21 protein-coding genes are annotated in these 23544 nt (G+C 60.9%); 8 read left to right on the top strand and 13 right to left on the bottom strand.

Going from position 1 to position 23544, the window contains the following annotated elements:
• Positions 1-19: 19 nt before the first annotated feature.
• The 13 genes from AC245Y_RS26145 to AC245Y_RS26085 all read right to left on the bottom strand — a co-directional run bounded on the left by AC245Y_RS26145 (position 20) and on the right by AC245Y_RS26085 (position 13797).
• Positions 20-871 carry a glycine betaine ABC transporter substrate-binding protein gene (locus tag AC245Y_RS26145; RefSeq protein WP_017995987.1) on the bottom strand — a complete coding sequence of 284 codons (852 nt, stop codon included), beginning with the start codon at positions 869-871 and terminating at the stop codon, positions 20-22.
• A 79-nt stretch (positions 872-950) separates the two neighbouring features.
• Complete coding sequence (locus tag AC245Y_RS26140) at positions 951-2297, bottom strand: NAD(P)/FAD-dependent oxidoreductase (protein ID WP_017995988.1); 1347 nt, start codon at positions 2295-2297, stop codon at positions 951-953.
• Positions 2294-3811, bottom strand: coding sequence for an aldehyde dehydrogenase (locus AC245Y_RS26135; protein ID WP_017995989.1), 1518 nt, complete (start codon positions 3809-3811; stop codon positions 2294-2296). Before AC245Y_RS26135 ends, AC245Y_RS26140 begins: the two co-directional genes overlap by 4 nt.
• Entirely contained in the window at positions 3804-4715 is a 912-nt protein-coding gene (locus AC245Y_RS26130) for a dihydrodipicolinate synthase family protein (protein WP_017995990.1), read from the bottom strand. Before AC245Y_RS26130 ends, AC245Y_RS26135 begins: the two co-directional genes overlap by 8 nt.
• A complete protein-coding gene (locus tag AC245Y_RS26125; RefSeq protein WP_017995991.1) occupies positions 4712-5428 on the bottom strand; it encodes a GntR family transcriptional regulator in 717 nt (238 codons plus the stop codon). The genes AC245Y_RS26130 and AC245Y_RS26125 overlap by 4 nt, the downstream gene beginning before the upstream one ends.
• 498 nt (positions 5429-5926) lie before the next feature.
• A complete protein-coding gene (gene gfa / locus AC245Y_RS26120; RefSeq protein WP_003562213.1) occupies positions 5927-6499 on the bottom strand; it encodes an S-(hydroxymethyl)glutathione synthase in 573 nt (190 codons plus the stop codon).
• A 54-nt stretch (positions 6500-6553) separates the two neighbouring features.
• Complete coding sequence (gene fghA, locus AC245Y_RS26115) at positions 6554-7390, bottom strand: S-formylglutathione hydrolase (RefSeq protein WP_017995992.1); 837 nt, start codon at positions 7388-7390, stop codon at positions 6554-6556.
• A 3-nt stretch (positions 7391-7393) separates the two neighbouring features.
• Positions 7394-8521 carry an S-(hydroxymethyl)glutathione dehydrogenase/class III alcohol dehydrogenase gene (locus tag AC245Y_RS26110; RefSeq protein ID WP_017995993.1) on the bottom strand — a complete coding sequence of 376 codons (1128 nt, stop codon included), beginning with the start codon at positions 8519-8521 and terminating at the stop codon, positions 7394-7396.
• Between the two features lie 150 nt (positions 8522-8671).
• Positions 8672-9367, bottom strand: a complete 696-nt coding sequence (locus tag AC245Y_RS26105) for a dimethylsulfonioproprionate lyase family protein (RefSeq protein ID WP_017995994.1) — start codon at positions 9365-9367, stop codon at positions 8672-8674.
• Positions 9368-9382: 15 nt separating this feature from the next.
• Positions 9383-10312, bottom strand: a complete 930-nt coding sequence (locus AC245Y_RS26100) for an electron transfer flavoprotein subunit alpha/FixB family protein (RefSeq protein WP_017995995.1) — start codon at positions 10310-10312, stop codon at positions 9383-9385.
• Positions 10313-10337: 25 nt separating this feature from the next.
• Positions 10338-11087: an electron transfer flavoprotein subunit beta/FixA family protein gene (locus AC245Y_RS26095; RefSeq protein WP_017995996.1), complete on the bottom strand. Its 750-nt coding sequence runs from the start codon at positions 11085-11087 to the stop codon at positions 10338-10340.
• Positions 11088-11106: 19 nt separating this feature from the next.
• A complete protein-coding gene (locus AC245Y_RS26090; RefSeq protein WP_017995997.1) occupies positions 11107-11712 on the bottom strand; it encodes a dimethylsulfoniopropionate lyase in 606 nt (201 codons plus the stop codon).
• Positions 11713-11760: 48 nt separating this feature from the next.
• Entirely contained in the window at positions 11761-13797 is a 2037-nt protein-coding gene (locus tag AC245Y_RS26085; protein ID WP_017995998.1) for an NADH:flavin oxidoreductase, read from the bottom strand.
• A gap of 146 nt (positions 13798-13943) precedes the next feature.
• Between AC245Y_RS26085 and AC245Y_RS26080 the strand changes: the two genes are divergently transcribed.
• The 8 genes from AC245Y_RS26080 (at position 13944) to AC245Y_RS26045 (ending at position 23543) form a co-directional block, all read left to right on the top strand.
• The gene (locus AC245Y_RS26080; RefSeq protein WP_017995999.1) at positions 13944-14573 is read left to right on the top strand and encodes a TetR/AcrR family transcriptional regulator; all 630 of its coding nucleotides are present in this window, start codon (positions 13944-13946) and stop codon (positions 14571-14573) included.
• A gap of 11 nt (positions 14574-14584) precedes the next feature.
• Entirely contained in the window at positions 14585-15379 is a 795-nt protein-coding gene (locus tag AC245Y_RS26075; protein ID WP_017996000.1) for a pyrroline-5-carboxylate reductase family protein, read from the top strand.
• A 67-nt stretch (positions 15380-15446) separates the two neighbouring features.
• Positions 15447-16448: an ABC transporter substrate-binding protein gene (locus AC245Y_RS26070; RefSeq protein ID WP_017996001.1), complete on the top strand. Its 1002-nt coding sequence runs from the start codon at positions 15447-15449 to the stop codon at positions 16446-16448.
• Between the two features lie 95 nt (positions 16449-16543).
• Positions 16544-17431 carry an ABC transporter permease gene (locus AC245Y_RS26065; protein WP_012755274.1) on the top strand — a complete coding sequence of 296 codons (888 nt, stop codon included), beginning with the start codon at positions 16544-16546 and terminating at the stop codon, positions 17429-17431.
• The gene (locus AC245Y_RS26060; RefSeq protein ID WP_017996002.1) at positions 17424-18503 is read left to right on the top strand and encodes a quaternary amine ABC transporter ATP-binding protein; all 1080 of its coding nucleotides are present in this window, start codon (positions 17424-17426) and stop codon (positions 18501-18503) included. The genes AC245Y_RS26065 and AC245Y_RS26060 overlap by 8 nt, the downstream gene beginning before the upstream one ends.
• Before the next feature lie 104 nt (positions 18504-18607).
• Positions 18608-20593, top strand: coding sequence for an oxidoreductase (locus AC245Y_RS26055; protein ID WP_017996003.1), 1986 nt, complete (start codon positions 18608-18610; stop codon positions 20591-20593).
• The gene (locus AC245Y_RS26050; protein ID WP_017996004.1) at positions 20593-21597 is read left to right on the top strand and encodes an Ldh family oxidoreductase; all 1005 of its coding nucleotides are present in this window, start codon (positions 20593-20595) and stop codon (positions 21595-21597) included. Before AC245Y_RS26055 ends, AC245Y_RS26050 begins: the two co-directional genes overlap by 1 nt.
• A gap of 944 nt (positions 21598-22541) precedes the next feature.
• Entirely contained in the window at positions 22542-23543 is a 1002-nt protein-coding gene (locus AC245Y_RS26045; RefSeq protein ID WP_017996006.1) for an AraC family transcriptional regulator, read from the top strand.
• The last annotated feature ends 1 nt before the right edge of the window (position 23544 follow it).

The raw sequence follows: 23544 nt of genomic DNA, 5'->3' as shown, positions 1-23544 counted from the left end.
TCGGACGGCCACGACGCGTTTAGCTCTTCTTGATGTTTTCCCAGCGCTTGATCAGGTCGGCATGCGCGCCGATCCAATCCTGCACGGCCTGGTCCATGGTCTTGCCTTCATTGACTGCGCCGTTGATGGCGGTGATGTCGGCAATCGGCACGTAGACACTGGCCATCACTTCACGCGCATGCGGGTTCTCTGCGGAGAAGCCCTTATGGCCGATCCAGTAATAGCTCTGCGGCGGCGGGAATACGCCCTTCGGATCCTTGAGGTACTTGACCTCGTACTTCTGGACCATCCATGACGGCTCCCAGATCGTCACCGCAATCCACTCCTTGCGATCATAGGCGGACTTCAGCGCCGCCGTCATCGCGGCGGTGCTGCCCTCGACGAGCTGGAGCTTGAGGCCATAATCCTTGACCGCGTTCGAAGTATCGCGCATCAGGCCGGCGCCCGGTTCGATACCGATGATCTTGCCGCTGAACTTGTCGACGTTTTCGTTGAGCTGTTCCAGCGAGTCGATCGGGACATATTTAGGAACCGCGACGCCCTGATAGAGGCCGTGCGAAACGGGTGAGATCTTCTCGAGCCGGTTCTTGTTCTTGTCCCAGTAGTCTTGCGCAACATAGTCCGTCTGCGAGGTGAGGACCTGGATGTCACCCTTGGCGAGAGCGGCATAGGCGATGCCCCATTCGGAGAACTCGGTCACCTTGACCGTATAGCCGGCGTCTTCGAGAACTTTCTTGGTGATACCGGTGATGGGCGTCAGGTCCTCCCACGACATCGTGCCCATGGTGATCGTCTTTTCTTCCGCGCGAGCAGGAAGGATGCTGACCCCGATCATCGCAGCAGCGCAGAGCGCCTTCCACAAAGTCTTCATTGTTCTTACTCCTGTTTTTCGTTCCCATTGTCATTGAAGTCTGCGAGCGGGCAGTCTTCATATTGCGCGGGCCGAGGGATCATCCCTCGCGGCCTGCACGCAATTCCTGAAAGCGGATAACCGAATTGACCCCCAGCCACGCAAAGGGCTCGGGAGGTAATTTGCTCGGTTCCGGCTGGTTCCTGTATCGGTCGAGTTCGGGGCTACCCGCGCCGGCAGCCAGATGGGCCGCCATCATCCCTGCGAGCGTGCTCTTGACAGTGCCGAGACCATTCTCGCAGCAGGCGGAAAAAAGCCCCTCTTCGACCTCGCCGAATGCTGGCACATGGTTTCTGCTGAGGCAGAGAGCACCAGCCCAGCTATATTCCATCGGCAGGCTTTCCAGTCCGGGAAAGCGCGCGTCGAATGACCGGCGCTGCTCGGCCGCCACGCCGGCGACCCGCTTCTCCGACACCTGGAGGCTCGGGTCATAGGTGAACCTCGTCCTGATGACGATTCTCGAACGGCCATCGGTGGTGATCTTTCTGACCGTCGCTCCCATCGGGTCGGCCGGCAGCAGCGCCCAACGATCTGCGCCGGTGACATCGCCGCCGAACTCGTTCTGGGAAAAGGCTGATGTCATCGACGCGTAGGTGAAGATGTGCATCAGCCGTCCGCGAAAATGGCCGAAGCTTTGAATATGGCCGTTCACGCCGAGAATGACCTTCGGCGCGGAAACAGATCCACGGCCGGATTTCGCCTTCCAGGACCTGCCCTCGCGCGAAAGCTCCAGCACCGGCGAGTGCTCGTGGATGACGACCTTCGAGCTAAGTCCGCGCGCCAGGCCGCGGATATAGTCGGCCGGCTGGATCATCACGGCGCCTGGCGTAAAGAGCCCTCCGCGATAATAGCGCGAGCCGGTCATCTCCCGCATCTGATCGGCATCGAGAACGCGATGCTCCTCGCCGATCTTTTCGAGCGACTTCCTGTAGTTGTCGTTAAGCCCGAGCCCCCGCTCGGAGGCTGCCGCATTCACCTTGCCCGACGGATCGAAGGTTTCCCTGGACAAGCCGTATTCCGCCGCGACATCGGCTGCGAAGGAAATCGCCAGACGGTTCTGCCTGATCTCGTCCTTGGTCGCCTCTTCGTCGGCCACCGAATATTCGCCTGAGGACAGATTGTGCGGCACGTCGATCATGAAGCCGGAATTCCTCCCGGCCGGTCCCTTGGCGACTTCGCGAGCCTCGAGGACAACGATCTTGTCCTCAGGGCGGAGTTGCGAAAGGCGGCGCGCCGCCGACAAGCCGGCAAACCCCCCGCCGACGATTAGCCAGTCCGCGGTCATGTCGTGCTCAAGCGCTGTTGCGGGAAAGGCGCGTTCGCTGATCGCCTCCCATCCCGAAACGCCGGTGTCGATCGGCAAGCGCTTGATCACATGGCGGGTCATCGGATGGTCTCGTCGACAGAGCGTTCCGAGACATCGATCCAGATGGTCTTGAGTTCGCAGTAGTTGTCATGGGCAAAGACCGACTTGTCGCGGCCGCCGAAGCCGGACTCCTTGTAGCCGCCGAACGGCGTGCTGGCGTCGCCTTCTCCGAAGCAGTTGACGGTAACGACGCCGGCGCGGATCTCGCGCGAGAGCTTGATGGCGTTCCTCAGGCTGCCGGTATAGACGGACGCCGTCAGACCGTAATTCGTGTCATTGGCTAGAGCGATTGCTTCGGCAAGCGAATTGAAGGTGGTGACCGAAAGCACCGGCCCGAAGATCTCTTCCTGGAAAAGACGGCTGGCAGGCGTCACACCCTCGACCACTGTCGGTTCGATAAAGATGCCGCCATGCGTTTCACCACCGTGGGTGACCGTCAGCTTCTCCTTCCTGGCGTCGTCGAGGAAGGATTTCACCTTCTCGAAATGGGCCTTGCTGACAAGCGCGCCGATGCGGTTTGCAGGGTCGAGCGGATCGCCCGTCTTCCATTCGCGCATATAGGCGCCGATGCGCTTCAGCAGTTCGTCCTTGATTTTGGAATGAACGATCAGACGCGACGTGGCCGAGCAGTTCTCGCCCATGTTCCAGAAGGCGCCGTTGACGACCTGCTCGGCAACAAGGTCCAGGTCTTCGGCATCGTCGAGAACGACGGCGGGGTTCTTGCCGCCGCATTCGAGCACGACGCGCTTGAGGTTCGAGTCCGCTGCATAGCGCAGGAAGCGGCGGCCGGTGGGCGTCGATCCGGTGAAGGCCACCATATCGACATCCATGTGCATGCCGATCGGCTCGCCGACCTCTTTGCCGCCGCCGGTCACGACATTGAACACGCCGGCTGGAATGCCCGCTTCATGGGCAAGCTCGGCGACGCGCAGCGTGGTGAGCGTCGTCTCCTGTGCAGGCTTGACGATCACCGAGCAGCCGGCAGCAAGCGCCGGGCCGATCTTCCAGGCCAGCATCAAAAGCGGAAAATTCCACGGAAGCACGCATCCGACGACGCCGACCGGCTCACGCACGATCATCGTCAGTGCGTTGGCGCCGACAGGCGCGGTGTTGTCATAAAGCTTGTCGATCAGTTCGGCGTGCCAGCGGATCGTGTGAATGGTATCGGGAACATCGACCGTCTGGCATTCGCCGACCGGCTTGCCGCTGTCGAGGCTCTCCATGACAGCGAGCTCGTGACGATTGTCCTCGAGCAGCCTGGCGAGCTTGAGGAGCACCGCCTTGCGTTCGCCTGGCGAACGCAGCCGCCAGCGGCCGTCGTCGAAGGCTTGCTTTGCCTTGGCGACGGCGGCGTCGACATCGGTGGCGTCGCATGCGGCGATCTCGGCGAGAACCTCGCCCGTCGCGGGATTCGTCGAGGTGAATGTCTGCCCGGAATTGGCCGGACGAAATGCGCCGTCGATGAAGGCATTCGCTGGAAACTGAAGGCCGGCCGCGATCGCCTTGTATTCGGAGGCGGTCAAGGGTTCATGCATGATTTGCTCCCGAGGTGATCTGGGCGACCGTGCGCTTTAACGTGGCGACGACGGTCTGAAGGGTTCGCTTTTCTTCGGAGTTGAGCGGACGCAGCGGCGCGCGGACCGATCCGACATTCAGCCCGATCAATTCGCATCCGTGCTTGATCGATTGAACGAACTTCCCGCATTCCAGGAAATCCATGAGCGGCAGCATCGCCATCATGATCGCGCGACCCTTGTCGAAATTCTTTTCGAGCACGCAGGCCTCATAGAGGGCGACATGTTCGCGCGGGAGGAAATTGGAGCCGGCGCAGACCCAGCTCTTCGCGCCCCAGGCGAAGAATTCGAGCGCCTGGTCGTCCCAGCCGCAGGACAGCGCAATATGCGGAAATTTCCGGGCAAGCAGGTGCAGATTGCCCATGTCGCCGGAGCTTTCCTTGATGGCGGTCACGTTCTTCGACTTGCCGAGGCGGGAGAAATACTCCTCGCCCATCATCACGCCCATGCGGGCCGGATAGTTGTAGAGCATGATCGGCAGGTTTGCCGCGCGGTCGACGGTCAGGGCGTGGACCGCATTCTCGCGTTCGGTCGGCAGCGCGTATGGCGGTGACGACACCAGGATCGCGTCCGCGCCGATTTCCTTGGCCGCCTTTGCGTAATCGACCGAATCTTCGGTCCGCGTGGCGCCGGTTCCGATAATGAGCGGCAGCCGCGTGCCGATGACGTCCCTCGCATAGGCGGCGAGCTCGAAACGCTCCTGGCTGCTCTGGGCGTAGTACTCGCCCGTCGAGCCTCCGACGATGATGCCGTGGACGCCCGCCTCGATCAGCGATTCGAGCACGGCGGCAAATCCAGCCCTGTCGATCTGACCATTTTGGTCGAGCGGCGTCACCGCCGGCGTATAGATCCCCTCAAACTTCACGACGATTTCTCCAATAATTGCGTGGCGGGGCCGCCGAGGAAGGCGTCCGCCTTGAGGCCTTGCGGGGCGATGAACATTTCCATGTTCTCGCGGGACAATTCCCAGTGTTCGAAGACGAGGTCGACGACGGCGTTTTCGTCGTGAGCGCCGAGCGCATCGATGAAGCTGTCATGATGGCCGACGGCCACTTGAAGCCGCCGCTTCATGTCCTCGTTCCTCGGCCGGAAGAAGGTGTGGCCGATGCGCGCGTGGTCGATGAGCAGCCGGCCGAGACTCGGCTGCAGATAGACGTTGCCCGACATCTCGCCGAAGATTTCGTGAAAGCGATTGTTCTCGAGGACCATCGCCAGAGCGTCCATGTTCTCGCTCGCGGAGCGGAACCGCTCCTGGGTCTGCTTCAGGTCTGAAAGCTGAGTAGGCTTGAAGTTCTGCACGGCGAGACGGCCGATCGCCGCGTAGATCATCGGCGCAACAAGAAAGAAATTTCGCAGGGTGGAGTGGTTCATCGGGATGACCCGCGCGCCCCTGTTCTCGCGGATGTCGATATAGCCCTCACCGGCAAGGCGACGGAATATGTCGCGGACCGGCGTCCGGGAGAGGCCGTATTTTTCGCTCAAACTGGCCTCGTCCAGATCGGCATCCGGATCCAGCTCCATCGTCAGAATCTGCCGTTTCAGATCTTCGTAGAGATTGCTCTTCGGTGTCTTCGCCATCGTCGCTCTCCGGCCGCTGGTTGCTCTACGCCGTGAAGATGGCACGCCTCCCGCGGCGAGTCAATAATTGTGTACTCTGTGTACACAATTGGTATTTCTTAAATACACAATGATGCCGAGTAAAGCGTCCCGGGTGCGCGTCAGGCGTCATTTCAAAGTGCTGTCCAGGGTCGACGTTGCGCGGCGGCGGCCAACGCGAAGTTTCCCAAGCAGATTACGGTGGCAAGGTCTGTGAGGATTTCTGTGCAGTCGAGGTTGATGGGGTTTACGCATCAACCTTGATCATCAGGCGTCGGAAGCCTGGCCGCCGGAAGGCCGGCGTGCGGCATCACGGAGTATCTCGATATCCGGATAGCGGCGGTTTTGTCGGGGAGCGCCGGCTCGGCGTTCCCCGAGCATTTCCGCTTTCTCTGAAGTCACGGAAATGCTCTCTTTTGTTTTTACGCAATCCCGGACGCAAAACCGCTGCGCACTTTTGCTGGGAATTGCTTTAGCCAATCACGCAGCCAGGACGCCGCTCTTCTTGGCCATCCAGGTTGCGATGTAGTCCATCAGGCCAGGGTTTAGGCAATCGTAAGGCTCGAGGCCGGACGTCCTCAACTGCGCCCTGACGGCATCCATCTTCGCGGGGTCGAAGCCGCTTTCGATGATCGACGACACGAAGGCCGCAAAGCCCGGCTTCGTCCAGCCACTTTCCTGAAAACGTTCCGGATGGACGAACGACAATCCCTGGAACGGATGTTCGCGCACGACCGGCCCATACATATGCACGCCGCATTCCTTGCAGGCGTGGCGCTGGATCAAGGCTGTGGAATCGACGACGGCGAGCTTGTCGCCATTCTCCTGAACTTCGACGCTTTCGGTCGGCGCAACTGCCACCACTGAAAAGACAAAGCCCTCGGGCTTCCAGCACTTCGTGCAGCCGCAGGCATGATTATGGGCGATGTCGCTCTTGATCCTGACCTTCACGGGGTTGCTGGCGCACTTGCAGACGAGCGTCCCGCCTGCGAAAGCTGCGTCAGTCGCCCGAAAGCCTGAATCCACTGCCGGATGTATGGCTATGCTGGTCATGGGTTTCTCCTCCCCTTCTGGGCCGTTTGCGATATGCCCGGCCAAGCTCTGCAATCAGTCTCCCAATCTCCGCGCGTGCCAGCGCAGATGGTCTTCCATGAATGTCGAAATGAAGAAGTAGGAGTGGCCGTAGCCTTCCTGCATGCGAAGCCGCAGGCTGATGCCAGCCGTCTCGCAGGCTTGCCTGAGCTCTTCGGGGCGCAATCCATCCTCCAGGAAGCTATCCGCCGTGCCCTGGTCGACGAGGAATTCCGGGAACCGGTGCCCGTCTTCGATCAGCGAGCAGGCATCATATGCCCGCCAGGCCGTCTCATCCGATCCGAGGTATTTCTGGAATGCCGGCTTTGACCAGCCGGAGACCGAGGGATGGCTGATCGGCGCAAAAGCCGAGCAACTGCCGAAGCGTCCGGGGTTCTTGAGCGCAATCGTGATCGCGCCGTGTCCGCCCATCGAGTGACCGAAGATGCCCTGTCGGTCCATGTCGACCGGAAACTCGGCCGCGATAAGCTTGGGCAATTCATCGACGACGTAGCTGTACATCCGATAGTTCTGTGCGAATGGCGGCTCGGTGGCGTCGAGATAGAAGCCGGCACCCTTGCCGAACTGCCAATTGCCAGGTTCGTCCGGGACGGCATCGCCCCGCGGACTGGTATCGGGGCAGACGATGATCATACCGAGTTCTGCGGCAAGACGCCGATACTCTCCCTTTTCCATGACGTTCGCATGGGTGCAGGTCAGACCGGAAAGGTACCATAGAACCGGCAGCTTGCGTGCTTTGGCCTGCGGCGGCAGGAATACCGCAAAGGTCATGTCGCATTGGCAGACATCCGAGCGATTGACGTAAACGCCCTGGGTGCCGCCATGACAATTTTCGGTCGAGATCGTCTTCATGGCTCAGTACACGACCACGCCGCGGATGCTTTCGCCCTTGTGCATCAGCTCGAAACCCTTGTTGATGTCTTCGAGCGGCATGGTGTGGGTGATCATCGGATCGATCTGGATCTTGCCCTGCATGTACCAGTCGACGATCTTCGGCACATCGGTGCGCCCGCGGGCGCCGCCGAAGGCGGTGCCCATCCAGTTGCGGCCGGTGACCAGCTGGAACGGACGGGTGGAGATTTCCTGGCCGGCGCCGGCAACGCCGATGATAATCGACTTGCCCCAGCCGCGGTGCGAGGCTTCCAGCGCCTGGCGCATCACCTTGGTGTTGCCGGTGCAGTCGAACGTGTAGTCGGCCCCGCCGATCAGATCGCCGTGGCGCTTCGTCAGGTTGACGAGATAGGGCACAATGTCGTCGCCGACCTCCTTCGGATTGACGAAGTGGGTCATGCCGAACTTTTCGCCCCAGGCTTTGCGGTCAGGGTTGATATCGACGCCGATGATCATGTCGGCACCGGCAAGACGCAGACCCTGCAGCACGTTGAGGCCAATGCCGCCGAGGCCGAAGACGATCGCCGTGGCGCCCATCTCCACCTTGGCGGTGTTGATGACCGCACCGATGCCGGTGGTGACACCGCAGCCGATGTAGCAGATCTTGTCGAACGGCGCGTCGGGATTGACCTTGGCAAGGGCGATCTCCGGCAGCACGGTGAAGTTCGAAAAGGTCGAGCAGCCCATATAGTGGTGGATCTTGTCCTTGCCGATCGAGAAGCGGCTGGTGCCGTCCGGCATCACGCCCTGGCCCTGGGTTGATCGAATCGAGGTGCAGAGATTGGTCTTGCGCGAGGTGCAGGAATAGCACTCGCGGCATTCCGGCGTGTAGAGCGGAATGACATGGTCGCCCTTCTTTACCGAGGTGACGCCTGGACCGACATCGACGACGATGCCGGCGCCTTCATGGCCGAGGATCGCCGGGAAGAGGCCTTCCGGATCGGCGCCCGACAAAGTGAAATCATCGGTGTGGCAGATGCCGGTCGCCTTGACCTCCACCAGCACTTCGCCGGCCCGCGGCCCTTCCAGTTGCACGGTCATCACTTCGAGCGGTTTTCCTGCCTGAACGGCAACGGCGGCGCGAACGTCCATTTTGATATCCTTCCTCTTAAATTGAATTCTGATGCTACATATTCGAAGGGGCCGGCTTCTCACCGATTTGCTGCTGCGTCACAGCCGAGATATCATGCTCTCGCCTTCGCGCTTTTCATTCATCTCAGGCTCATTGTCGCCAAGGGTCTATCACCTCTCCCGCTCAACCTGGCACCAGACCGCCAGCAGCGGCCGGGCTGTGCATCTTATCGCGAAGGATTCGCCGGCGTCATTCGCAAAGACCGTACCGATATCGGCAGAGAACCAATGGGAATCGCCAAGGCGGATTTCACCCGGCGAAAGCAGAATGAAGGCGCGGGGCTGCGTCTGAACATGATCGGGAAATCTTGTATAGCGATCCATATAGATCACGCCGACCCTGAGATCGGCGCGTTCCTCCATGCCGCCGGGACCGACCAAGACTGCATGGGAGTGCGTATTGCCAAAATTCAGGCTTGCGAACGGACCGGAGCGGCCGCGTCTCCAGAGCAGCTTATCGGCGAGACTCTGGAACTGGCCGGCGATCGCCTCGTATTTCCGTCCCGATTTTGCAAGATGGCCGATGGCGTCATCAAGCCCGTTGGGCGCGCCAGGAAGAGGCCCGCCCTCCGGACGCACCTTGCCGGTCTTGAGCAGTTTCTGGAGGACCTTGCCCGCGACGAAACTGGCGACGGCAGGAGCCTCGGCCGACAACATCAGCCCGCCGACATCATTGAGGAATTCCTGCAGCGGCCGAGAGCGCCTCTCCCTCCCGATGTCGTGCAGCCGTATGTATGCCGGCTTTTCGTCATCGTTCAAAAGAAGGTCGGCACCAGGTTTGATTGGACGTCCCACGACGCGCGCCACGTTCGGTCTCCCCCGCTAGAGCGCCTTTTGCAATTCCGGCAGGGCGTCGAAGAGATCGGCGACCAGTCCGTAGTCGGCGACCTGGAAGATCGGCGCCTCCTCGTCCTTGTTGATGGCGACGATGACCTTCGAATCCTTCATGCCGGCAAGATGCTGGATGGCGCCTGAAATGCCGCAGGCAATATAGAGCTGCGGCGCCACCACCTTGCCGGTCTGGCCGACCTGCCAGTCGTTCGGCGCATAACCGGCATCGACGGCCGCACGGCTTGCACCGACGGCAGCACCCAGCTTGTCGGCAAGCGGCAGGATGACCTCCCTGAACTTTTCCGCCGAGCCGAGCGCCCGGCCGCCGGAAATGATGATCTTCGCCGAGGTCAGTTCCGGACGGTCGGAGGCCGACAGCGCGTCCCTGACGAAGGTCGACAGTCCCGGATCGGAAACCGCCGGGATCGCCTCGATCGTTGCCGAGCCGCCTTCCGGTGCAGAGGCGAAGGATGCGGTGCGCACGGTGATCACCTTCTTGGCATCGCTTGCCTGCACCGTCTGGATGGCATTGCCGGCATAGATCGGCCGCTTGAAGGTATCTGACGAGATCACCTCGATGATCTCGGAGACCTGGGCGACGTCAAGAAGAGCGGCGACGCGCGGCAGAACATTCTTGCCGACCGAGGTGGCGGCAGACAGGATCGTGTCGTAGCTGCCAGCCAGCGAGACGATCAGGTCGGCCAGCGGTTCGGCCAGATTGTTGGCGAGTTCATCGCTTTCGGCCAGCAGCACCTTGGAGACGCCGGCAAGCTTGGCGGCGGCATCGGCGGCAGGCTTGGCAGCCTTGCCGGCAACGAGAATGTGAATATCGCCGCCAATCTTTGCGGCTGCCGTCAGAGTTTTGGCGGTCTGATCAGACAGGCTTGCATTGTCGTGGTCAGCCAGAAGAAGAATGGTCATGATGATGGCTCCTGTTCCAGGCTGATTACAGCACGCCGGCTTCGTTTTTGAGCTTGTCGATCAGTTCGGCGACCGACTTGACCTTGACGCCGGCCTTGCGGCCCGACGGCTCCTCGGTCTTCAACACCTTGAGGCGCGGCGTGGTCGAGATGCCGAAGTCGCTTGGCGTCTTCTTGTCGAGCGGCTTCTTCTTCGCCTTCATGATATTAGGCAACGAGGCATAACGCGGTTCGTTCAAGCGCAGATCTGATGTGATCACCGCCGGCAGCTTGATCTCGATCGTCTGCAGGCCGCCATCGACTTCACGGGTCACCTGAGCCTTGCCATCCCCGATCTCGATCTTCGAGGCGAAGGTCGCTTGGGCGGTTCCCATCAACGCCGCCAGCATCTGGCCGGTCTGGTTGCTGTCGTCGTCGATCGCCTGCTTGCCAACGATGATCAGCCCCGGCTGTTCGGCATCGGCGACAGCCTTCAAGATCTTGGCGACAGTGAGCGGCTCGATCTGATCGTCGGTCTCGACCAGGATCGCCCGGTCGGCGCCCATGGCAAGTGCGGTGCGCAGCGTCTCCTCGGCCTTAACAGGACCGATCGACACCACCACCACTTCCTCGGCCTTGCCGGCTTCCTTCAGCCGCAGCGCTTCTTCCACCGAGATCTCGTCGAACGGGTTCATCGACATCTTCACATTGGCAAGCTCGACACCCGTGCCGTCCGGCTTCACCCGGATCTTCACGTTGTAGTCGACAACCCGTTTGACGGGCACGAGAATTTTCATGGGCAACCCCCCTTTATTTCTAAACTGCTGGCCGTTCGGCAAGTAATGCCCAGAAGGCGAAGAGCGGCGTGTCGAGCGACCTCATGGCATGCTTGATGTCGGGGACATTGTAGAAGGATCCGCCGATACCAGGCGAAAACCAGTCCCCTTCCCCCTGCTGGAACTCTCCCTCGGAAAGCACGAGATAGACTTCCTCGGGCGCATGATCATGATCCGGATAGCGCACGTGAGGCGCCATCAACGTCACACCGATCCACAGGTCGCTCCGCTCTTCCAATCCTCCCGGGCCGATAATCATGGCATTGGCATGCTCATCGACAAAGTTGTCGCTGGCCGTGTGGTCATACTTGGTGCGCTGACGCCATTCAAGCTTTGGCTCGATGCCTTTGAACCCGTCGATCAATCGCGTCAGCGAAGGATAGGCCGTATCGATCGAGAGCGCCACATCAAGCTGAGCGCAAACCGGCAATCGCCTTCCCTCCCCCACGCGCGCAGCCCCCGGGCGCTCCAGCGCCGCAAAAATCTGACGGATCGAGCGGCGGGCTTCCGGGGCCTTGGCGAACTCGTCGAAAGCCACGAAAGCCGCATCGAGGAAAATCTGCAGGCTTTCCTTGCGTAAACTCATGTCATCACCTCCGGAGACGATCGGCCGGCAAGCGGCCCGCGCTTGCGATCAGATATCTTTTGCGATGCGCAACCCGTCATAGACGGCGGCATGGGTGTTGCGTGCGGCGACCGCATCGCCGATCCGGAACAACTGGAACTTGCCATCAGGATTGCGAATGACGGACTGAGGTTCTCCGGAAAGAAGCTGATCATGCGACATTTCGCCGAGATTACTCGAGCTGGGCTTCAACTCGAAATAGAGATCATCGAGCGGAATGGTCCCATGATTGACGACGATCTGGTCGAAGCTCTGCTGCCTGGCGATCCCGCCGTAATCGCTGCCGACATGGGCGACGAGCTGGTTGCCGCTCTTCTCCACGGCTTCGAGACGGTAGGTAACGGTGAAGGTCACGTCATGCTTCTGCAGAGAGCGCATATAGGGCACCAGGTTCATGGCCATGACCTCGGGCGCGAAGGACCGGTCCGGCGTCATGATCTCGACCTTGGCGCCTGCCTTGGCAAGAAACTCTGCCGCCTGCAGGCCGGCATGGTCGCCGGCGTCGTCGAAGATCAGCACATTGGTTCCAGGCTTCACGTCGCCGGAGATGATGTCCCATGACGAGACCACCAGCTCGTTGCCGCTGGCGAGAACCTCGGTATGCGGCAAGCCGCCTGTCGCGATGATGACGACATCGGCATTCTCGGCCTCGATGGTATCGGCTTCCGCCCAGGTGTTGAAGTGGAAGGTGACGTCGTATTTCTCGCACTGGCTCATGCGCCAGTCGATGATGCTGATCATCTCCCTGCGGCGCTCGCTCTGGGCGGTGAGGCGGATCTGACCGCCGGGATTGTTGGCCGCTTCGAAAACCACGACCTGGTGGCCGCGTTCTCCAGCGACGCGCGCCGCTTCCAGACCGGCCGGGCCGGCACCGACGATGACGACCTTTTTCTTGGCGTCGGCCTTCGCCACGATATGCGGCATGGTCAGTTCGCGGCCGGTGGCGGCATTGTGGATACAGAAGGCGGCCCCGCCCTGGTAGATGCGATCGAGACAGTAATTGGCGCCGACGCAGGGACGAATATCGTCTTCCCGCTTTTCGATGATCTTGCGGACGATATGCGGGTCGGTCATGTGGGCGCGGGTCATGCCGACCATGTCGACCTTGCCGGAGGCGATCGCATGGCGCGCGGTGGCGACGTCAGGGATTTTCGCCGCGTGGAACGTCGGAAAATCGGTCGCGGCGCGAATTTCGCCGGCGAAATCGAGATGCGGTGAATTCGCCATGCCCTGGATCGGAATCACGTCGGTGAGACCCGCATCGGTATCGATGTGGCCGCGGATCACATTGAGGTAATCGATGAGGCCGCTTGCCTTCAGGCGCCTGGAGATTTCGATGCCGTCGCCCTTGCCGGTGCCGCCGGGAAGACATTCATCGGCGGTGTAGCGCACTCCGAGAATGAAGTCGTTCCCCACCCTTTGCCGGATCGCCTTGAAGACGTCGAGACAGAAGCGCAAACGGTTATCGAGCGATCCGCCATAGGGTCCTTCGAGCTCGTTGGTGAGCGGCGACGTGAACTGGTCGATCAGATGGCCGTAGGCCTCCAGTTCGACACCGTCCATGCCGCCCGCCTTCATGCGTTCCGCAGCATCGGCAAAATCCTTGATGATGCGCTCGATGTCCCAATCTTCCATCTTTTTCGGAAAGGCGCGGTGGGACGCCTCGCGCTGATGCGATGGCGCCACGACCGGCAGCCACTCGCCCTTGTCCCAGCGCGTGCGCCGGCCGAGATGGGTGAGCTGGATCATGATCGCCGCCCCCTCTTCATGCACGGCGTCGGTCATTTCCCTGATCCAGGGTACGATCTCGTCCTTATAGGCGAGCAGATTGTTGAAGACCGGCGGGCTGTCCCGGGACACCGCGGCCGAGCCGGCCGTCATCGTCAAGGCCACGCCCCCCTTTGCCCGCTCCACCGTATAGGCGCGATACCTTTCCTTCGGCATGCCGTCTTCCGGATAGGCCGGCTCGTGGGAGGTCACGATAATACGGTTGCGCAGCGTCAGATGCTTGAGCTGGTAGGGCTGAAGAAGGGGATCGTTCGACATGGGCCGTGGTTCCGGATTAAAACATCGGAGGGGACGCTAAGCATAATGTACATATGTGTCAATAATGAAAACAACTGGGTCGTTACTTTAGACACAGATGTACATTTTTCTTGTGCGCCGCCTCGCAATTTGATAGGAGATCATCCATGGATCAGGCTTTGAATGACACTGGCTGGCGCGGATCGCAGGAGGGATGGCTGGAAGCAGCTTACCACTCGCTGCTGGATTCCGGCGTGGATTCGGTGAAAATTCTGCCGCTGGCGAAGAAACTCAACCTTTCGCGCACGAGCTTCTACTGGTTCTTCAAGGACCGGGAGGAACTGCTGGCCGGCCTCGTGGCGCGGTGGCGCGATAAAAACACCGGCAACATCATCAAGCAGTCCGAAGCCTACGCGGAATCGCTTGCCGAGGCGATGCTCAACGTCTTCGACTGCTGGCTCAACAATGAGCTGTTCGACGCCAGGTTCGAATTCGCCGTGCGCAGCTGGGCGCTGCAGTCCGACGAGATTCTCGCCGAGGTCCGGCGAGCCGATCAGCTTCGACTGGAAGCCCTCAAGCTGATGTTTATCCGGTTTGGGCTACCAGAAGCGACATCGGATGTCCGAGCGCGAACAACTTACCTCGTGCAGATCGGATATATCTCCATGCAAGCCAGGGAGGAACTCGCCGTCCGCATGAAACGGATACCCGAATATATCGCGATCTACACCGGCGAAGTGCCGCAGCAGAGGGAACTCGATCGCTTCTTCTCGCGGCATGGCTACAGGCCGGGTTAGGGAAGGGCGGGATGAGCGTTTCCTTGAGGATCGGTATCATTGGCGGCGGCGGTTGGCTTGGCGGAGCAATCGCCGGCTCGATCCTTGATGGCGGCCTGGTCGAACCTCGAAATCTCTCCCTCTCCTATCGCAGTGAGCAGCCGCGCCGTTTCCCGAATTCTTTCCTGACCACCGACAGTCAAGCGCTTGCCGACCGCTCGGACGTGATCGTTCTTTCCGTCCGTCCTGATGACTGGCGTGCTCTTGATGTCGATGCCGGCGGCAAGCTGGTCATCTCGGTCATGGCGGGCATCCGCCTGGACGCACTTTCCGAGTGCCACAACACCGGTCGCGTCGTGCGCGCTCTGCCGAATGCCGCTGCCGAAGTCGCCAAGTCCTATACGCCGTGGATTGGCGCGAGCGACGTCACCGAAGTCGACCGGGCGCTCGTCCGCGCGATTTTTCAAGCATGCGGATCTGAGGACGAGGTCGCAAGGGAAAGCGACATCGATTACCTCACCGGCCTTTCCGGGTCTGGACCGGCATTCCCGGCGCTGCTCGCCGCCGCCATGATGCGCGACGCCGTCGCCAATGGCCTGCCGGCGGAGATTGCGCGCCGCGCCGTCAACACGGTGATCACGGGCGCCGGCCGCCTGTTGGAGCGCCAAGACGATTCTCCTGACGATGTCGTTCAAACCTTTGTTGGCTATCGCGGCACCACTGCGGCGGCCATCGAAGGCATGCGCGCTGCCGGGTTCGACGCTTCGGTTGCGGAGGGACTGTCGGCAGCATTCAAGAAATCGGTGAGTATGGGAGACGCTTCCTGACAACCGTTGGAGTGGGTCCTGCGGCGCCCCGCTCAGCAAAACCGGCCGCTAAACAGAGGGAACGAGAATGAAAAAACTACTCGCATCGACATGTCTGACGTTCGGCCTGATCGGCGGGGCGTCTTTCGCCAGCGCCGCCGAATGCGGCACGGTGACCATCGCCAGCATGAACTGGCAGAGTGCAGAGGTTCTCTCCAACCTCGACAAGTTCATCCTGAACGAAGGTTATGGCTGTGATGCCGAAATCACCGTCGGCGATACCGTCCCGACGATTACCTCGATGGCCGAAAAGGGCCAGCCTGACATCGCGCCGGAAGCCTGGATCGACCTGCTGCCCGATGTCGTCAAGAAGGGAACGGATGAAGGCCGGATCGTCCAGGTCGGCTCTCCCTTGCCCGATGGCGGCGTCCAGGGCTGGTGGATTCCCAAATATCTGGCCGACGCTCATCCCGATATCAAGACCATCGGCGACGTGCTGAAGCATCCGGAACTCTTCCCCGCTCCTGAGGATGCGAAGAAGGGCGCCATCTATAACGGCCCGCAGGGCTGGGGCGGCACCGTGGTGACCACGCAGCTCTACAAGGCCTTCGAAGCCGATAAGGCCGGCTTCACCCTCGTCGATACCGGTTCTGCTGCCGGCCTCGATGGTTCGATCTCCAAGGCTTACGAACGCAAGGAAGGCTGGGCCGGCTATTACTGGGCGCCGACCGCGCTGCTCGGCAAATATGAAATGGTCAAGCTCGAAGCCGGCGTGCCGAATGACGCCGCCGAATGGAAGCGCTGCAACACCGTCGCCGATTGCCCCGATCCGAAGCCGAACGCATGGCCGGTCGACAAGATCGTCACCCTCGTTGCAAAGCCTTTCTCGGAAAAGGCCGGGCCGGAGGTCATGGACTACCTGACGAAGCGCTCCTGGAGCAATGACACGGTCAACAAGCTGATGGCGTGGATGACCGACAACCAGGCGACCGGCGAGGACGGTGCCAAGCACTTCCTCAAAGAAAACAAGGACCTCTGGACCAAGTGGGTCTCGCCTGAGGCAGCCACGAAGATCGAAGCTGCTCTTTAACGCCGACTACTGCGGTGCGCTTAATGCGCACCGCCTCTCGCTGCCGATAAAATCAAAAAGACTGCCACGGCTCTTTGAAGAAAAAGGGGAACCGAATGGAATGGTTTTATAAATTCCCGCATATGGATGACGATGCCCTTCGCAATCTGAAGAAGGCGATCGATGACGGTTTTCGCGCATTTACCCGCAGCTATGGCGACGCGATCGAAAGCCTCTTCTCCCCGCTGCAGCATTTCCTGATCGCCGCCGACCGCTTCATGACGCAGACGCCGTGGCCGATCATTACGGCAATCATCCTTGTCATCGCATGGTTTGGAAGCCGCAGCCTGAAGATCGTCCTCGGCTGTCTCGTCACACTGCTGTTGATCGGCTATTTCGACATGTGGGACGATACGATGCGGACGGTCTCGATGATCTTCGTCTGTACCGTGCTCTCCATCGCCATCGGCATTCCGATGGGGATATTGATGGCGCGTTCCGACCGGCTGCAGCGCGTTATCAATCCGATCCTCGACGTCATGCAGACGATGCCGAGCTTCGTCTACCTGATCCCTGTCGTCATGCTGCTCGGCATCGGCAAGGTGCCGGGACTGATCGCCGTCGTCATCTACGCCATCCCGCCGATGATAAGGCTGACCGACCTCGGCATCCGCCTGGTCGACAAGGACGTGCTCGAGGCAGCCGATGCGTTCGGAACGTCGAGCTCGCAGAAGCTGTTCAAGGTCCAGCTGCCGCTGGCGCTTCCCACCATCATGGCCGGCATCAACCAGACCATCATGATGGCGCTCGCCATGGTCGTCGTCGCTTCGATGATCGGCGTCCAGGGCCTTGGCCAGCCGGTTCTGAAGGCGATCGCCAACCAGTACTTCACCCTGGGTATTTTCAACGGCCTTGCCATCGTCGGTATCGCCATCATCTTCGACCGGGTCAGCCAGGCGTATGGCAAGCGGCTCCAGAAACATCGGGAGATCGTCCATGGCTGATCAACGTTTCGGCGGCATCAAGATCCGCCATCTCTACAAGATCTTCGGTCCCAATCCCGGCGCTCATGTCGATGCCGTCAAGAAGGGATTGTCGAAGACCGAGCTCAATGAAAAGCACGGCCACGTGCTGGGCCTGAAAGATATCAATGTCGAGATACCCTCGGGCCGCATCCAGGTCATCATGGGCCTTTCGGGTTCGGGCAAATCGACGCTCATCCGCCACATCAACCGTCTGATCGATCCAACCGCCGGCGAAGTGCTTGTCGACGGCGTCGATGTGGTGAAAATGAACGAGACCGAATTGCGGACGTTTCGGCGCCACCAGACGGCAATGGTGTTTCAGAAGTTCGCGCTTCTGCCGCACCGGAATGTTCTCGACAACACTATCTTCGGCCGCGAAGTGCAGGGCATGGAGCGCTCGAAAGCCGTTGACGTCGCCATGGGCTGGCTGGAGCGGGTCGGCCTGAAGGGCTTCGAGAGCAAATATCCCAACCAGCTGTCGGGCGGCATGCAGCAGCGCGTCGGGCTGGCACGCGCCCTCTCGAACGATGCGCCGGTTCTGCTGATGGACGAGGCCTATTCGGCGCTCGACCCTTTGATCCGCACCGATATGCAGTCGGTCCTTCTCGACATTCAGAAGGAGATCAAGAAGACCATCGTCTTCATCACCCATGATCTCGATGAGGCCCTTCGGCTGGGCGACCAGATTGCGATCCTGCGCGATGGCGAAGTCATCCAGCAGGGCACCAGCCAGGACATCGTTCTGCGTCCGGCAGACGCCTACATCGCCAACTTCGTCAAGGAGGTCAATCGAGGCCGGGTCATCCAGGTCGATGCCATCATGACATCCCTGCATTCCGGCGCGGTCCCAGGTGGATTGACGATCGCATCAGGCACGACCGTCGAAGACGCCGTCCGGATTCTGGCATCGGAGGCACACGACGATGCCAGGGTGGTTTCACCATCCGGGGAAGCATTGGGGCTTGTTACCTTCCGCCAGCTCGCGGGCGCGATGGTGAACTCGCACGAGGTGGCTCCCCGACGCGACAGTGCCCTCTCGGTCGCACTTTGAAGCTCCAAATGCGGCCGTCTTTCTGGTTCGTTGGCGACGCCGATATCGGGCGCGTCGCCATCGCAGGAGCCTGGAAGTCAGCCGCCTGACGCTTGGGAATCACCATGTCGAAGCTCTTCCCGCGTCTGTTTTCGCCGATCGGCCTGCGCGGACAAACCTTGCGCAACAGGATCGTCTTCGGAGCGCATACGGCAAACATGGCGAGCGACGGTGTACCCGGCGAACGCCACGTCGCCTATTATGCCGAGCGCGCGATCGGTGGCGCCGCGATGATCGTGGTCGAACCGATGCCGGTGCATCCCGCGGCCGTGCTGACGCGCGGAAATTTTCTTCCCGGCGACGACAGCGTGATCCCTCACTTCAGCAAGGTCACGACCGCGATCAAGGAAAACGGCGCGGTCGCGATCCAGCAGCTCTACCATGTCGGCGCGCATGGGGATTCCGACAATTCATACCACCCGCATTGGTCTCCTTCCGGCTTGCCCAGTTATCACGACAGCGATGGCTCGCATTCCATGAGCGAGGCTGAGATTTGGGAAACCATCGACGGCTTCGTGCAGGCGGCGCGGCGCTGTCGCGAGGCCGGTTTCGATGGCGTCGAAGTCTGGGCGGCCTATCTCGGCCTGATCGAGCAGTTCTGGACGCCTTGGTCGAACCGGCGAGAGGATCAATGGGGTGGTTCGCTGGAGAACCGGACCCGCTTCTCGCGGGAAATCATCAGCCGCATCCGGGCAGTGTGCGGTCAGGATTTCATCATCGGGCTTGCGATCAGCGATGAGCCCGATCATAGCGTTGCGCTGACGCGGGACGAGCTTGCCGAGATCGTCGCTCTCCATGACGAACTCGGTCTCGTCGACTATGTGACCTGCGGTTCGGGCGGCTATCTCGACTTCCACAAGCTGATGCCGACATTCCTCTACCAGGAGAAGCTCGGCGCCGAGCTTGCCGCAACGATCAGGCGATCCGTCAAACATGCGCTCGTCATTGCCGAAAGCCATATCAGAACGCCGGAGAACGGCGAAACCGTTCTTGGAGAAGGAGCGGCGGACCTTGTCTCGATCGTGCGCGGCCAGATTGCCGATCCGCATCTGGCTCGAAAAGCCGGCGAGGACCGCCCCGACGATGTTCGTGGCTGCATTTCGTGCAACCAGATGTGCTGGGGCCGGCGTTCGCGCGATTATTGGATAAGCTGCCTCATCAACCCATCGGCCGGACGGGAATATCAATGGGGCGGCGACCGCTTCGCACCGGCCGGCCAGCCGAGGACGGTGCTGGTGGTCGGCGCCGGGCCTGCTGGCCTGGAAGCCGCCCGCGCCGCCGCTGAAAGGGGCCACCGGGTCATCCTCGCGGAAGCATCCAGCCGGCTCGGCGGCAATTTCCTGCTCGCCGGCATGCAGCCTCGCCGGGCGCAAATCCTCGACCTCATCGGCTGGTACGAGCGGCAGCTGACGAAGCTCGGCGTCGATATCCGGCTCAACTCTTATGTCGAGGCATCGGATGTCGAGGCCATCGGCGCAGACGCCGTCATCCTGGCAACGGGTTCCCATTCACCCGAAACCGGCTTCCAGAAGGCTCTGCCCTCAGTTGCGACGCTGCCCGGTATCGAAAAAGGAAACGTCTTCACCGTCGAGGCCGTCATGGCGCGGCAGTCAAGGCCGGGGAAGAGAGTTCTGCTGCTGGACGAGGGCGGCGGCTGGCGCGGCTGCGGAACCGCCTGGAAGCTCGCCGAAGATGGGCACCTGGTGACGATGCTCTCGCCCGACCCGTTCATCGGCAAAGAGCTTCAGCGCACCACCGCCGACGTCCCGCTGCGCCGGACGTTGAAGACGCTGGGCGTCAAATGGCTTCTGGAGGTCAGCGTGCTGGAATGGCACGGTAATGGCGTCACCCTGCTGGATCACAATACCGGCGAGCGTTTCTTCGAGGAAGGCGACAGCCTGGTGCTCGCCACCACCAATGCGGCAGCAAATTGGTTGGGCGATGAACTGCGTTCAAACGATCGTCAGGTGGTGGAGATCGGGGACTGCGCTGCGCCGCGCCAGGCGCCTTATGCCTTCTATGAGGGCAGACGAGCGGCATTGGCGCTGTGATGGCCGGGCAGAAGATGAGAATGCCGATCGACGAGCTCCGCCAACTGGCGCTCGAAGCCTGTCTCGCCTGCGGCGGCAGCCCGGCCATGGCGAAGGCGCTTGTCGATGCAACGCTCTCGGCCGCCTGCTTCGGGCGCACTGAGCTCGGTTTTCCGCATTTCGTCGATTATCTCACCAGCCTGCGCGACGGGCGGATCAATGGCGACGCCAAGCCCCGCTTCAACCATGTGCTGCCGGCCCTGATCCAGGCCGATGCGGACGGCGGCATAGCGCAGCTCGGGTTTGATCTCATTTACGACGACTTCGTAAAGTGCGTGAAAACCTTCGGCATCTCAGTCCTTACGCAAAGAAACAGCTATACCGCCGGGGAATTGGGATACTACGTCCGGCGCCTCGCTCAGGACGGGTTGATATCCATCGCCGCTGCCAACGGACCGGCCTTGATGGCCGCCGCCGAGGGCGGCGAGCGCGTCTACTGCACCAATCCGCTCGCCTTCGGCGTGCCCATGCCGGAACCCTTGCCGCCTGTCGTCATCGACCAGGCGACGAGTGCGACGGCGTTCATAACGCTTGCCGAGGCGGCAAAGGCGCAATTGCCGATCGCTCACGGCATGGCCATCGACGAAACCGGCGCCATCACCACCGATCCTGTTAAGGCGATGCTCGGTGCTCTCCTGCCCTTCGGCGGTTACAAGGGCGGCAATATCGCCCTTATCGTCGAGATGCTTTCGGCGGGTCTTTCCGGGGCCGCGTGGTCGCTCGATGCCGGCCACTTTCTCTCGGGCGAGCACCCGGTGAATGCGGGAATGACGGTGATCGCGCTCTTTCCCGCGGCCGCGGATTCGGATTTCGCGGAGCGCGCCAAGGCCCAATTGGAACGGCTGCGTTCCAGGGGAGTCCGTATCCCCGGAGACAGGACGATGCCCGCGAGCGTCGCGGAAACCGATCGTCTTGACGTCGACATAGGCCTGTTGGAAACGATCCGTCGCTTGTGCCTTCAGTGAGAAAATCATTGCTCAACGGAAACAACCGAATGCATCGCGCCCGGCGGCATCATGCCGGCGTTCATTGCGCGCAACAGGCGGCTTCAGCGGGACCGGTTCATGTACATTTTGCGCAAGATCAGTCCAGACTGCGTCACGAAAAGCCGGTTGGCCGACAATATCGGGGCCAGACAATTGCTCCATAGCTAAGGAACAGTAAGATGAAACCCGACCAAGGCCATGATGGTTTGCGGTCTAAAAGCCAAGCCCATCCATCCCATGACCCCCCAAAGGATGGAAGGGATCTTACATACGCACTCCATCCCGTGCGTATGTCTGCATGCCTGTCTGCCTGCCGAAGGCCATCTTTAAGCGGTCCACTAAGAACCTTCGGCAGGCGACTGCGCGGCTCTCGAATGGGGCGTTCTCTATAAGTTTCAGATGATGCGCATCTCGGCCAGATCGCCGCGGTCACCCTGCGGCGCGGCGGATACAGCTGTAGAATCGCTCCATCAGCGTGATCGTTTGCCAGCGGGTTGTCGTTATGACCGGCAGCGTGAAGTCTTGCCAATGGCCGCGGGTTCTGTCAGTTCCTGATCTGGATGGGAACTAATGCATTCAACGGGCTGGTCTTTTTGACGTTTACCGTGCCCGGATTCGGCCTGCATCAGCTAGCGCAAGCCGCTGACCTCGATGCCGATAGCACGCGGAGATCCACCTGCTCTGCTGCAAGCTGCTGCACTTTATCCAATAATCGCCTAATATACATCCAAGCCCCGCTCATCCGCTCCATCTGCGGACTCAGATGGAGCGCCGCGGCGGGGGACGACCATCCATGACGACCGGCAAGGCTGGCAGAGGTACGCGCACAAATCCGAGATTCGGGTCGGCCGCGCGTCGCGCTGGCACCTGCGAGCCTTGGAAAAGAGCATGCCGAAACAGCCGGGCCGAACAATGGGAGCAGCATGACTGAAAATAGCCCTCCCCCATTTTCATTTCGATTTAGTGGTTCGTCCTTCGACAACATGGTCGAAACGCTGGGCGGCGCTTTTGGCGCATTTGATGCAGAGCCTGTCGGCCGCGCCCAGGACTTCCATTGGGGATTGGATTTCTCGGTCTGTGAAAAAGCAGTCCTGCTCACCGGTTATCATGAGGCGGAGTTTCAGTTCAATATCGAGCCGACCGCCGATACGGCGGAGTATCTGTCAATCGTCGTGCCGCGCAGCGGCGGCATGGGGGTAACCTACGGATCGTCCCGCATCGCCGAGGCCGGGCAAGGAAAATTGCTTCTCTATAACAATTTCGAGCCCAACAGCGTCATCATGCATGGGCAATCGAACGTCATCGACGAGTTGCTGATCAACTGGCCTGTCATCCTGCAGACGATCGGCCAGACTTTCGAGATGCCGTTCAGCGGCTCCCTCGACCTGCTGCCCGAACTGGATCTGTCCAAGCCTGAAGGCCGGTTGATCGGCAATCTCACGGAGACGATCATCTCAGGCATGCGCGACGATGGCCCCTTGCTGCAGTCGCCGATCGCCATGGCGCATATGACGCAGGCGCTCGCCGATCTGGTCGTGCGCCTGGTGCCGCACCGGCTGTCGCATTTCCTGGAGAATCGCCCCGCCCTGATCGCCCCCCGGCATGTCCGCAGGGCGATCGAATTCATGCACGCCAATATCGATCAGCCGATCACCATGCCGAAGGTGGCCGAAGCCGCCGGCGTATCCAGCCGGGCGCTCGAGACCGGTTTTCGTGCGTTCAGGGGAACCTCTCCCGCCGTCTATCTGCTGACGCTTCGGCTGCGTGCCGCGCGCCAGGATCTGCTCGATCCCGAGAGCAAGGAGACCATGAAGGCCATCTGCCTCAAATGGGGCTTCTTTCATTTCGGCCGGTTTTCGGCAGTCTATAAAACCACATACGGAGAATACCCTTCCGACACCAGGAAGCGCGTGATCCGTCGATAGA

Source organism: Rhizobium sp. SRDI943, assembly GCF_057653695.1.
This window is presented reverse-complemented; position numbering and strand designations above follow the sequence as displayed.